Genomic DNA, 11,886 nt, shown 5'->3' with positions numbered 1-11,886 from the left:
CTCAGTAACTTACATTGGGTAGGTCGAGTGTGAGCGCTGGGTCAGCAGTTTCAGGCTGCGGACCACCAGTGTCAGGCACAGCAACCACAGGCCAATCAGAACGGCACTTTCGGGTAGCCATAGCGGGGTTTCGACCATGGTGCCGCTGGTAATGCCGCGCTGAAAGCTGCGCACTACGTTGAGAAACCAGAAATAAGACAGCCAGCCGAACGCTACCAGGGTGCTGGCAGCGATCACCAACTCCAGCGGCCAGTGCCACCGAGATGGCAGCCGGTCAAGGACCAGGGCGACCCGGATCAGCCCGCCCCTTTCCAGTACATAAGGTAGACCGAGGAAGGTCATGGCGGCGACCGCATAGCCGATGTATTCATCGAGGATGAAGGTGGAGTATCCGAACAGGCGCATGACGATTTCGAGGAGAATATGCACAAACATGTACAGGATCAGTGCAATGGCGATGCCTGCCGCGAGGCGATTCAAGCCTCGCGACAACGTGGTCAGCCAGCCGATCACGGGGTGTTGCTGTTATGGAAGGAATCGAAGATGGTCTTGCCGCGCTCGCCAATGGTTTCCCGCCAGTCGCTGATGACCGGTGCAGCGGCATCGACCAGCGCTTGTTGGAACTCGGCAGGAACCGGATCGTGAATCTCGATGCCGTGCTCTTCGAGCGTGGCATAGTTGATTTCGGTACGCTCGCGAACGGCCTGCCAGTTGTGTTCATCCGTGCGTTGAGCAGCTTCGCGCAGGGCGTCTTGTTGTGCCGGCGTCAGGGCGTCGAAGGCATCCCGGTTCATGTGCACCATGTTGAGAGGAATGGCGTACTGAATGCCGCTGAAGTGATTGAGGTGTTCCCAGAAGCTGCCGTTGGCACCGGCTTCGGCCGATGTCAGCACCGCCTCAATGCCACCAGTGGCCAGCTGTGGCACTACATCGGCCCAGGACAGACTGACCGGTGACGCCCCAGCATTGCGCAGGGTTTCGGTACCGATGCGGTCGAATGTGCGAATTTTTAGCTGCTCGAGTGCCTCGATGGAAGTCACTGCATCTTGGGACCAGATGCCACTGGCCGGCCAGGGAGAGGCATAGAGCAGGATCTGGTCGTTGTCTTCGAAGACTGTATCGTAATGGGGACGGGCGATTTCGTACAGTTGATGGGCCTGCTCGACGCCATCCACCACGAACGGCAGAGAAGAGAGCAGGAAAATGGGGTCAATGCCGCTCATGGTGCCGGACAGAGTATCGGCAATCTGAATGGCATTGTCGGCTACCGCATAGAAGTGATCGCCTGATTTGAACCCCAAGGAGCCACCAGTGTGCAGCGTAATATCGACTTCCCCATCTGTGAGCTCTCTGACCTGTTCGATAAAGTAGGCATCGCCTTGAGCATGGATGGAGTTGGCATTGTATTCATTGGAGAAATCCATACGCGTGGCCGCCTGGGCAGAGGCGGCGATGCCGATACATAATGCAAGGCCTAGTCCTGGACGGAAGAATCTGTAATGGAGGTGGTGAGACATGGAAGCGGGACGAAAAAAGAACATTGAGGGTACTCCAGTTATTGTTAGACAATGCCATCTTCGTCCATTGTCATTATTGAAATGTATGTATTTACGACAATTATAGGTGTATTCGCGACCGTAGTTCCGTGGCGAAACGCTACTTAGGGAGGAGGGCAAGATGCACGTCCGCATGGCAATGCTCAAGCATATCGAGATGGGATGCCCAGATTGCCGGAGTTGATGCAGGAGCTCGGTGAGAAGATCGCTATCGTGCTGCCTCCGGTGCGGGCGATGCTGGAGCGGTTACTCCTGCAGCCTTTGCGATAAAGGGATCGAGCTAGACCGAGACGCCCCCGGCTCGAGAGAGCCGGGGGCGTTTGTTTCCGAGGCGAGTCCGAATCCCATCGGGTATGGCGAATAGCGAAAGCCTCAGCCGCGGACCATCTGCAGGCTCGGGACACTATGTCCCAGGTTCTTCTGCATCCGCTCGCTGTACCAGTCGATGAAGTCGATCACCCCGAATTCGTAAGTCTCGGAGTAGGGGCCCGGCTCGTAGGCCTTCGAGTTGATGCCGCGCTGGTTCTCCTCGGCCAGCCGCTTGTCCTGGGCGTTGGTGGCGTCCCATACCCGACGCATCGTCTCGGTATGGTAGTCGACGCCTTCCACGGCATCCTTGTGCACCAGCCACTTGGTGGTCACCAGGGTCTGCTGGGGGCCAAGCGGCATTACCCGGAAGACCACGGCATGGTCGCCCATGAAGTGGTTCCAGGAGTTGGGCAGGTGCAGGATGCGCAGCGAGCCCATGTCAGGGCTCTGCAGCCGACCCATCAGTTTCTTGCAGCCCGGTTTGCCGTCCATGGTCATGGATACCACGCCATTCAGCAGTGGCGTGCGGGTCAGGCGGTTGCGCTTGTCGAAGCGCTTGAGCTGCCAGGGCACCTGCTGGTCGTCCCAGTCGGCCTGCTTCTTCGCCACCAGCGCCTTGTAGGCGGGCGTGGCGCGAGGGTCATCGGTATCGTCGAATTCCTGCAGCGAGTTGAGCAGCTCCGGATGGGCACCGTTGCAGTGATAGCACTCGCGGTTGTTCTCGATCACCAGCTTCCAGTTGGCTTGCTCGACAATACTGGATTCCATCGCGACCTTGACGTTGGCCATGTCGTAGGGCTCGAGATAGTGCTCCAGGGTCACCAGGAAGTCATCGATGGCCGGCGGCTGGTCGGCCAGACTGACGAAGATGAAACCCCCGGCGGTCTTTACCTGCACCGGCTTGAGGCTGTACTGGGCGAGGTCGAAGTCCGCGCCCATGTCAGCACCGGCGAACAGCAGGCGGCCATCCAGCTCGTAGGTCCACTGATGGTAGGGACAGACCAGCTTGGCCACCTTGCCCTTGTCGCTGACGCACAGCCGAGAGCCGCGGTGGCGGCAGACGTTGTGGAAAGCATGCACTTCGCCGTTGCTGCCGCGCACGATGATCACCGGGTTGTCGCCGATATCCAGGGTCATGTAGTTGCCCTTGGTAGGGATCTCGCAGGTCATGCCAGCGAACAGCCACTCTTTGCCGAAGATCTCCTGCATGTCCAGGCGAAACAGCCGTTCATCGTTGTAGAAGGGCTGAGGTAGCGAGAAGTTTCGCGCGCGACTGGCAAGCATGGCACTGGTGGCCTCGCGTGCCGGGGACAAGTCATCGTCCAGGTGGAGGTGAAAAATTGGATCCATGGAAAAACGTCCTCGTGCAGGCCGCTTGTGCGGCATCGGGCGGATTATTGATGTTGTGAGAGGCATGGCATCGTGTGATGGGCCGCACACGCCAGTCGCGGTGTTGGATAAAAGCAGGATGAGTGTGGATCAGCTGGCGAGGGCAGAGTTATCTGCCGGCGACAGGCGATGATGCAGGGACGACGTTCGGATCATGAAAAGGAACGCCGAGTGGAAATCATGGGCATGCCCGTGTCGCTGACAGACAAGTGGGGCACCATCGATTGGCACAGAATTATGCGCAACGACAAGGCGGTGGCACCGCGGTCGGAGCCTCCCATGGTGCAGCTAGGCGACACGATAATGACAATGGACTTCCTCAACCCCGTCACGACCCAGACTTGGACCAACGGCCGCCATGCGGTGCGCTGTGTCAAGGTGATCCAAGAAACTTGGGACGCCCGTACTTTCTGCTTTATGGCCGAGCAGCCGATACTGTTCTTCTTCAAGCCGGGACAGTTCGTGACCTTGGAGCTGGAGATCGATGGCGAGCCGATCATGCGTTCCTATACCATCTCCAGCTCGCCGTCGGTCCCCTACAGTTTCTCGATCACCGTCAAGCGTGTGCCGGGCGGCCGGGTATCCAACTGGCTGCATGACACCATGAAGGTCGGCGACGAGCTGACGGTACACGGCCCGGTGGGCAACTTTAACTCGATCGACTTCCCTGCCGACAAGGTGCTATTCCTCTCCGGCGGCGTCGGCATCACGCCGCTGATGTCTATGACCCGCTGGCTCTTCGACACCAACGCCAACGTCGACGTCGAGTTCATCCACAGCGCCCGTGCACCACGCGACGTCATCTACCATCGTGAGCTGGTGCACATGTTCTCGCGGATTCCCGAGTTCAAGCTACATATTGTCTGCGAGCACAAGGACGACATCGGCGAGGCTTGGGCTGGCTACCGAGGATATCTGACCCAGCCGATGCTGGAACTCATGGCGCCGGACTTCCTCGAGCGTGAAATCTTCTGCTGCGGCCCCACGCCGTACATGAATGCGATCAAGCGTATCCTTCGCGATAATGGCTTCGATATGAGCCACTATCATGAGGAGTCCTTCGGAGCCACGCCGTTGGACGTGCGCGAGGACGTACTGGAGTTGGCCGAACAGGCCGAAGCAGAGGCCGAGGAAATCGTCTATGCCGACTTGCTCAGCGTCGAGTTCGTCAATTCGGGCAAAAGCGTACGCATCCAGCCTGGCGAGACGGTACACTCCGCGGCGGCCAAGCTCGGCCTGCATATCCCCAAGGCCTGCGGCATGGGCATCTGTGGCACTTGCCGGGTACCGCTGGCCTCGGGGCAGGTCGAGATGGAGCACAATGGCGGCATCACCGACGAAGATATCGCCGAGGGCTATATCCTCTCCTGCTGCAGCAAGCCGCTGGGCGACGTGGTGGTGGAGTACTGATGGAGTACTGATGACTCAAGAGACCCAAGACGATCAGGTCGTAGTCAACTATGGCGTCTCGCCGATTGCCGACTCCGAGGATTGGGCGGCCTACCTTGTCGAGCGATACCTAGGGGCTATTGACGTCAACAGCCCCTAGCTGTTTTTCTTGGCTCTTTCTCGATCTTCACTGTTAGTAATTTCCGCTTTCGAATCGACGTGTTGGCGCTTTTTAGCCTTGCGCTCCAATCTTAGATAGACGATGCAAGCCACCGCCAAGGGCAACAGAAAGTAGATGGCGCGATAACCAATCAGCGCAGCGAGTATGTCGGTCGTGGGCACTTGATGCTGGAGTAAGGCGATAAAAACCGCTTCAAGCACCCCCAAGCCTGCAGGGATATGGGTCACTGCCCCCGCGATGCTACTGATGAGCAGAATGCCGAGAATATTGGGATAAAACACATCCTCGGGTAACAGAAGGTAGATCAGTGCGGCCATCAACGACCAATTGACTGCGCCCAGGAGAGTCTGTATCAGTGCCAGCCGGAGCGAGGGTAAAATGATTTCGTGATGCCGCCATTTCCAAGCCCGGCGTTTGGAAAAGCGACAGGCAGCCAAATAGACAAAGGCGGCAGCCAACAACCCGAAGCCAATCAGTTGTAACCCCATGGTGCCGATTTGCCAGTTGACCGGGAAGGGGACCAGGCGTAAGGAGAATACTGTGCCGGCCAAAAACATATAACCCAACCAGTTGGTGATCAAGCTCAAGCTCAGGATGCGAGTCACCGTTCCCAGGCCCAGTCCCAGCTGTGAGTACAAGCGGTAACGCAATACCACCCCGCCGACCCAGGCGCCCAGGTTCAGGTTGAAGGCATAGCATACGAAAGCGAGGGGAAGTACATGTTTGGCCGGCAGCTTATGGCCGGTATAGGCTTTGCCCAAGAGATCGTAACTGCTGAACACCATAAAGCTGGCGGCGGTGATGCCCAGCCCGGCCAGAAGTGTCAGCGGGCTGTAACTTCGCAACGTTGCGACCACCGTAGGCCAATCCACGTTTCTGAGTAGCCAGAACAGCAAGACCGGAACTAGAATAAAGAAAAACAGCGTCACACCGCGCTTGAGCCAGTGTCGCCAAGGCTTACGGTTGTAGGTCTTGTGGGTTGCGGGTGCACTCATATAAATGCCTATTCTGGCTCAACGCAGTTCGCGCTTTTTTTTCGGCTGCTCCACTGGTAGCGATTTAAGCTTCGAAGCATGGGCCGGGTGCCATCCTATCATGGTGGGAAAGTGACGCAGAAAATGGAAACTAACCACCATCAAGGGGGTTCGCCACCAATGTCCTTTTCCAGCCATCTTGGGTGTGACTTTTTGGCAGCTCTTATCGATAAGCTCGGTAAGATGTTCGTGTATTTCTTGATTGAGCTTGGCATCGCGAATAAAAAGATTGGCTTCCAGGTTCAAATATAGGCTGAGCGGATCGAGATTGCTTGACCCCACTGTTGACCATTCATGATCGACGATAGCGATCTTGCCGTGCAGGGGACGTTCCGTGTACTCGAATATGCATATGCCGGCATTTAGTAAGTAGCTATAAAGCGAACTAGAGAATTGCCGAGTCCAGGGCTTGTCCGGTCGCCCCTGCAATATCAATGTTACCTTGACGCCTCGACGAACCGCATTGCGTAGTTCGCGCGATATACGATAGCTGGGGAAAAAATAGGCATTGGCGATAACTATACGAGTAGTGGCCGAACGAATCGCCAGAATATATTGTTCTTCAATATCAGTGCGGTGGTTAGTGTTGTCACGAGCAGCCATTAGTATCTCTGCCTCCCCAGCAGTAGAGGTTGTCGTCTCAAATTCCGGGAGTTCCTGAACCGCCGGGTTCTCCATAAGCAACGCTTTAGCAGCGGAGCGAATATCCTTCACTATCGGGCCGCATATGCGCACGGCATAATCTTGCTTCCCCATGGGATACTTGTCCGGCAAATGATCGGCGGCGAAGTTTATCCCACTGATATAAGCTATCTCCCCATCTACTACGACAATCTTGCGATGAAGGCGGCGAAACAGATTAGTGCGCATGCCAAGCCAGCGCGGCCGCGGATCGTAGGCATACATGTGGACGCCCGCCGCCTTCAATTCCGCGATGTAGGCAGCATCGAGATCCGCTGTCCCGTAGCCATCCACGGTCACTTCAATTCGTACCTGTCTGGCTGCGGCTTCCAGCAAGGCATTTTTCAACGCCTTTCCGACTTCATCGTTGAAAATAATGAATGTTTCGATCAGAATTTCTTGGCTGGCAGTGCGTATAGCATCGAATACGCTAGGAAAGAATTGATTGCCATTAATCAATAACTCGACATGGTTACCTTCCTGCCATTTGAAGTTCACAGGCATATCTCTGCTATGAGCGGCACATGATCGGAGAGATGTGACCAAGGCTTGCGGTAAAGTGCCTCAGCGTGGCGGACCGAGACATTGCGGACATAAATCCGGTCGAGGCGCAAAAAAGGCCAGCGTGCGGGAAAGCTTTTTGCAGACTGTCCATAGTGCAAGGCGAAAGCTTCATGCATATTACATTCGACCAGCACTTTATTGGCTTGCAGGCGCCAGTCATTAAAATCTCCCGCGACAATGACCGGTTCACTTGATGGTATCGAATCCAGCAAGTCACACAGCAGCGCCAATTGCTTTAGGCGATGCGTCTGGCGCAGTCCAAGGTGAACGCAGATAGCATGTACCTCCGCCTGGCCTGGAATATCCAATATGCAATGCAGCAGGCCTCGCTCTTCAGTGCCACGAATAGAAACATCTCTGTTTTCATAACGTAGAATCGGAAACCTGGAGAGCAAGGCGTTGCCATGGTCGCCCTCGGGATAGACAGCATTACGACCATAAGCAAAATCCGGCCACATGCTGTCGGCCAGGTATTCGTATTGCGTCACGCCCGGCCAGTCGTGATAGCGCATGGCATGCTCTTTATGTTCACCGATAACTTCCTGCAAAAATACCATATCAGTAGATAGAGTATTCACCGCATCGCGCAGCTCCGGCAGGATGTGGCGACGGTTGAAAAAATTGAAGCCCTTATGCACATTTATCGTCATGATATGCAGCGTTTGAAAGCTCGCGTTGGGATGCATATCTTGGTTCCTCATGGTGCTCTGACTTGTGGCAGCTGACTTGTGGCAGAGCACACGTGACGAGACCGGCCAGCTCAATTAGCGGTAATGACTGAGCTGCTTGGCAGAAGTATTTAGCAAATTAGTCCCAGAGACCGTCGTATTTTTCGTAGTCGAATGGCTTCATTTCGCCAATTTCATCTGCATCATATTGCAAGGCGTAAGCCGGGTAGCCTGGTGCCCAGCCGTATCCATAACCATAAAAGGGATAAGCGTAAGTTCCGCGACCATAGGCGGTATCTGACTCGACGATTACGGCTTGAACCTCGCCATTACGTGAGAAGAGCATGTTATTGACATAACCATAGCCAACACCTTCTCCAACCGTTGCGTAGTCATCAAGTAAATCGGTGAGCTTCCAGATGCCAGGGCCGGTTTCGAGATCGTCATCAACTCGCTGTGTCTGACTGAGATCTTGCTTGGTAATGTAGTCATCGGAAGTAAAGAGTCCGTATTTATCGAGGTTGTCTTCTGTTACAGGAGTCATTATTCCTTTTTCATTCAGCTCAACCTCTTCCCAAGGAACCAGGACATGGGTATCTCCCATATCCCAGAATCCTCCCACTTGAGCGATGATAGCAGCTATCTTGTTTTCCTGTGTGATAAGTACATTTTCGATACTGCCGATTTCTTCCTGATTACCACCAAAGACCTCGGCGTCGATTAAATTGTCAGCTCTTATACCGCCAGCTTCATAAATAGCCTCATAATCCCAATCACTTAGTGGCCTTACTACATCTTCTTGGGCTTGGGCTTGAAACATGACAGTGGTAGTGGCGATGGCTAGCGTGGTGACAGAAATGTTTCGTTTGACTGACATGACAGAACTCCCTTCCTGTTTATGTATTTGAAAGCTAGAAGAGAAGACCCTGACTGTAAAGGAGGCGTATTTGTGGCTGCAGCGAATCGATTCGACTAATAAAAATCAAATCATCTATAAATGCTGGACGTGCGTTCAATGACAAATTGATACGTTACGTGTCGTGGGGTAACGGCTTAATCAATTCGAGTGGTTTGTTTGATCAAATTGCGCGTCAAACCTCGTACTTCTAGTGCGAGGAAGGATAGCGCGAGGCGCGTTAGCGCCTCTTTGTTGACAGGTTAAATATAGCGCACTAGATTCAAATGATGACAACTGTACACCGCGCCTACCGTTATCGTTTTTACCCAACGCCCGAGCAAACCGAACAGCTTGCCCGGACGTTTGGCTGCGTGCGGTACATCTACAACCACTTCCTGCGCGAGCGCACGGACGCCTGGTTCGAGCGTCAGGAACGGATGGGTTACAACACCACCGCGAAAGCACTCACCACGCTCAAGAAGCAGTCGGAGACGGCGTTTCTGGCCGAGGTGTCCAACGTATGCCTGCAACAATCCCTGCGGCACCTGGATCGAGCGTTTAGCAACTTCTTTAAAGGCCAGGCGTGCTATCCCACCTTCAAGAAAAAACAGCGCAAGCAGTCGGCGACCTACATGGCCAACGGCTTTCGCTGGCGCGATGGCCAGCTCTGGCTTGCCAAGCATCAAGACCCTTTGAATATTCGCTGGAGCCGGTCGTTTTCCGGTCAGCCCGCCAGTATTACCGTCAGTTGTGATACCGCTGGCCGCTACCATGTCAGCTTTTTAGTTGAAGAGGATATAGTGGCGTTGCCGGTGACACCGACGATGGTGGGTATTGATCTGGGGCTGACGCACCGTGTCATCACCAGCCACGGCGACAAGATTCCCAACCCGCGCTTTCTGCACCGGACAAAGCGCAAGCTGGCGCTTGCTCAGCGCAACCTGTCACGCAAACAGAAGGGCTCGAATAACCGCGCCAAAGCGCGGCTTCAGGTGGCGAAAATTCACGCGACACTCGCCGATCAACGCCAAGATGCCACCCACAAGCTTTCCACGCAGCTTATTCACGAGAACCAAGTTATCGCTGCCGAAAGCCTCCAAGTGAAGAACCTGCTGAAAAACCGGTCGTTGGCCAAGGCCATCAGCGACGTGGGCTGGGGTGAGCTGGTGCGCCAACTCGACTATAAGGCCCAGCGTTGCGGACGCGATTTCGTCCAGATCGACAAGTGGTATCCCAGCTCAAAGCGCTGTTTTCACTGTGGACACATCACCGATAAGATGCCGCTCAATGTTCGTACCTGGGACTGCCCTGCCTGTGGCACCCAAGGCATCGACCGCGATATCAACGCCGCCCGCAATATCCTTCAGGCGGGCAAGGCCATACTGGTCGGGGCCGACAAGCTCCGACAGCACGAAAAGAAGACTACCGTGGGGCTCACGGAACGTTAAGCCTGTGGAGCCTGTGTAAGACCGGCGGTGTCATCACCAAGGGCAACGGGCAATGAAGCAGGAACCCGGAAGGTGACAACCGGGAATCGCCGTCCTTCAGAGGTTGTCGCAAATCTCCTAACGACTCATAACTAAACCGATGCTCAGCGACGTCGAAGGCTGGACGACATCATCACTCACACCCTGGCAGCCGCGATCATTTCCTTTGTTGCTAGGTAAGATAATCCCAGGCATCTCCACAACCGATCCCAGAGACGATGATAAAGGCTCAGCGCTACAGCGCGAGCCAGGTTGTAAGCCAGGGCATGCAAAGCAAACTCGCGTTTGACACCCGCCAGCCCACGGCGCCGGAAGCGAGACAGTCCCTGTTGCTGACGTAGCGCTGAAAAAACTGGCTCGACCATGGCCTTTCGCTGCCGGAATACCGCCTGGGCACCCGGGTGGGTCATGATCTGTTGCAGTGCCAGGCGTGCCTCGTCCTCCGGGTAACGTCTGATTCGGCGCCCCCGGACTGAACGGGTACAAGCGATCCGTTGCGGACAGTCCGCGCAGGTGACACAGGCATAAACCGACTGCTCACGCGAGCGTGCCGAGGCTCGCGTATGACTGATGAGCTGAAGCCGCTGCCCCGCTGGACAGTAGTAAACATCCTGTTCGGCATCGTAAGTGAACAGGTTTTTATGATACAGGCCCTTCGCTTTGTCAGTGGTACTGGGCCTGGGCGGGCAAAGCAGGCTGACATCACGAGCCAGTGTCGCGTTAATAACGCCATCATCAAAATAGCCGGCATCCAGCAGAAGCTCGCGTGGGGTCTTGGGTTCCACGCGCTCGCTCTGATCGATCAGCTCACCGACCACGCGCGTCTCGCTCGTGGGATCAACGGCGTGTGCCACGATGATCCGTGCCTCATTGGCCAGGACGGAGGGCGTATAAGCCGGCGCAAAGCCGCGTCCACGCTTCTGTCGCTGCATGGCGGCCTCTGGCTCCGTCAGGCTGACACGAACCGTATCGGTACGCTTGCCATGGCGCCGTCGTGCCGCGATCCTCGCATCAAGAACCTGTTCACAGGCGTGCGCTCTATCCAGCTGCTGCCGGGTCTCGTCCTGTTGCTCTAGAGGGGTCTGTTGATGGCGTGTCAGGGCGTCACTGACCCGGGTGCGTACCGCCTCCTCCCTGAGCAGACGATAGTGAGAGCAGGCAGCTTCGATCACAGTCCCGTCACCCGCCAGGCATGCGGTGGATGTCGCCGTCCTGGCCAGAACGGTACGTGTCAGCGCTTCGAAAAACTCCTGCGCCAAGGCCTGTTCATGCAGGCAGATAAAACGCCCGATATTGGCATGATCGGGAGCGATGCCTCCGGTCACCCACATGCATCCCAAGTCGACACGTGCCAGCCGTTCCAGCGCCCGCAGTGATGAGACCCCGTGCATTATCCCATAGAGAATCAGCCCCATCATCGCGCGTGGCGCATAGGGTGCACGTCCTGTGGCGGCATAGCGATCCTCGAAGGGTGTCCAGTCTTGGGCATCCAATAGGTCGGCCACCACAAAAGGAGCGCGAATTCCGGCCTGCCTCAGATGCTCTTCAAGCGGTGTCATGCCCAGGAAGATCGCCGTGGCATCACCGTGCAGAAAGCGTCGTCCCGACGAGGTTGCCGTGACGCGAGAGGATGGGGTGGACGAAGCAGGCGACACCTGAAAAAGCGAAAACTGCCTGTCATCAGGCGTGGGCATACATGCGGTCGTCACGGTAAGCTCTCAGGCAAAAGA

At 55.8% G+C, this 11,886-nt stretch carries 11 protein-coding genes; 3 read left to right on the top strand and 8 right to left on the bottom strand.

Annotated features, from left to right (window positions below; translation table 11 throughout):
- Positions 1-9 precede the first annotated feature (9 nt).
- From LG290_RS10160 to gbca, 3 genes are all read right to left on the bottom strand, one after another.
- Positions 10-513, bottom strand: coding sequence for a TRAP transporter small permease (locus tag LG290_RS10160; protein ID WP_319928124.1), 504 nt, complete (start codon positions 511-513; stop codon positions 10-12).
- Entirely contained in the window at positions 510-1,541 is a 1,032-nt protein-coding gene (locus tag LG290_RS10155; protein ID WP_499834733.1) for a TRAP transporter substrate-binding protein, read from the bottom strand. The genes LG290_RS10160 and LG290_RS10155 overlap by 4 nt, the downstream gene beginning before the upstream one ends.
- Before the next feature lie 387 nt (positions 1,542-1,928).
- Positions 1,929-3,215, bottom strand: coding sequence for a glycine betaine monooxygenase oxygenase subunit (gbca, locus tag LG290_RS10150; protein ID WP_499834732.1), 1,287 nt, complete (start codon positions 3,213-3,215; stop codon positions 1,929-1,931).
- A 342-nt stretch (positions 3,216-3,557) separates the two neighbouring features.
- Between gbca and gbcB the strand changes: the two genes are divergently transcribed.
- Both gbcB and LG290_RS10140 read left to right on the top strand, forming a co-directional pair.
- Entirely contained in the window at positions 3,558-4,664 is a 1,107-nt protein-coding gene (gene gbcB, locus LG290_RS10145; protein ID WP_499837082.1) for a glycine betaine monooxygenase reductase subunit, read from the top strand.
- A 10-nt stretch (positions 4,665-4,674) separates the two neighbouring features.
- Positions 4,675-4,803: a hypothetical protein gene (locus LG290_RS10140; protein WP_499834731.1), complete on the top strand. Its 129-nt coding sequence runs from the start codon at positions 4,675-4,677 to the stop codon at positions 4,801-4,803.
- On the opposite strand, the gene LG290_RS10135 is transcribed toward LG290_RS10140, so the two are convergent.
- The 4 genes from LG290_RS10135 to LG290_RS10120 form a co-directional block, all read right to left on the bottom strand.
- Positions 4,800-5,819, bottom strand: a complete 1,020-nt coding sequence (locus LG290_RS10135; RefSeq protein WP_499834730.1) for a lysylphosphatidylglycerol synthase domain-containing protein — start codon at positions 5,817-5,819, stop codon at positions 4,800-4,802. The two genes, LG290_RS10140 and LG290_RS10135, sit on opposite strands and share 4 nt — an antisense overlap.
- 18 nt (positions 5,820-5,837) lie before the next feature.
- Positions 5,838-7,043, bottom strand: a complete 1,206-nt coding sequence (clsB, locus tag LG290_RS10130) for a cardiolipin synthase ClsB (RefSeq protein WP_499834729.1) — start codon at positions 7,041-7,043, stop codon at positions 5,838-5,840.
- On the bottom strand, positions 7,034-7,789 hold the full coding sequence (locus LG290_RS10125) for an endonuclease/exonuclease/phosphatase family protein (protein WP_499834728.1): 756 nt from the start codon (positions 7,787-7,789) through the stop codon (positions 7,034-7,036). Before LG290_RS10125 ends, clsB begins: the two co-directional genes overlap by 10 nt.
- Positions 7,790-7,910: 121 nt before the next feature.
- Positions 7,911-8,648 carry a PRC-barrel domain-containing protein gene (locus tag LG290_RS10120; protein ID WP_499834727.1) on the bottom strand — a complete coding sequence of 246 codons (738 nt, stop codon included), beginning with the start codon at positions 8,646-8,648 and terminating at the stop codon, positions 7,911-7,913.
- Positions 8,649-8,956: 308 nt separating this feature from the next.
- Between LG290_RS10120 and LG290_RS10115 the strand changes: the two genes are divergently transcribed.
- Positions 8,957-10,117, top strand: coding sequence for an RNA-guided endonuclease TnpB family protein (locus LG290_RS10115; RefSeq protein ID WP_499837081.1), 1,161 nt, complete (start codon positions 8,957-8,959; stop codon positions 10,115-10,117).
- A gap of 176 nt (positions 10,118-10,293) precedes the next feature.
- On the opposite strand, the gene LG290_RS10110 is transcribed toward LG290_RS10115, so the two are convergent.
- Positions 10,294-11,850: an IS1182 family transposase gene (locus LG290_RS10110; RefSeq protein WP_499834726.1), complete on the bottom strand. Its 1,557-nt coding sequence runs from the start codon at positions 11,848-11,850 to the stop codon at positions 10,294-10,296.
- Positions 11,851-11,886: the final 36 nt, after the last annotated feature.

This window comes from Halomonas sediminis, from assembly GCF_044871105.1.
GTDB lineage: Bacteria > Pseudomonadota > Gammaproteobacteria > Pseudomonadales > Halomonadaceae > Vreelandella > Vreelandella zhuhanensis.
The sequence above is the reverse complement of the archived record's forward strand: the minus strand, read 5'-3'. Positions and strand labels throughout refer to the sequence as shown.

Excerpts from the sequence above, each read along its gene's own strand:
- LG290_RS10135 (WP_499834730.1), bottom strand. The coding sequence starts at position 5,819 with ATGAGTGCACCCGCAACCCACAAGACCTACAACCGTAAGCCTTGGCGA.
- LG290_RS10110 (WP_499834726.1), bottom strand. The coding sequence starts at position 11,850 with ATGCCCACGCCTGATGACAGGCAGTTTTCGCTTTTTCAGGTGTCGCCT.
- gbcB (WP_499837082.1), top strand. The coding sequence starts at position 3,558 with ATGACAATGGACTTCCTCAACCCCGTCACGACCCAGACTTGGACCAAC.
- LG290_RS10115 (WP_499837081.1), top strand. The coding sequence starts at position 8,957 with ATGACAACTGTACACCGCGCCTACCGTTATCGTTTTTACCCAACGCCC.
- gbca (WP_499834732.1), bottom strand. The coding sequence starts at position 3,215 with ATGGATCCAATTTTTCACCTCCACCTGGACGATGACTTGTCCCCGGCA.
- LG290_RS10155 (WP_499834733.1), bottom strand. The coding sequence starts at position 1,541 with ATGTTCTTTTTTCGTCCCGCTTCCATGTCTCACCACCTCCATTACAGA.
- LG290_RS10140 (WP_499834731.1), top strand. The coding sequence starts at position 4,675 with ATGACTCAAGAGACCCAAGACGATCAGGTCGTAGTCAACTATGGCGTC.
- LG290_RS10120 (WP_499834727.1), bottom strand. The coding sequence starts at position 8,648 with ATGTCAGTCAAACGAAACATTTCTGTCACCACGCTAGCCATCGCCACT.
- clsB (WP_499834729.1), bottom strand. The coding sequence starts at position 7,043 with ATGCCTGTGAACTTCAAATGGCAGGAAGGTAACCATGTCGAGTTATTG.
- LG290_RS10125 (WP_499834728.1), bottom strand. The coding sequence starts at position 7,789 with ATGCATCCCAACGCGAGCTTTCAAACGCTGCATATCATGACGATAAAT.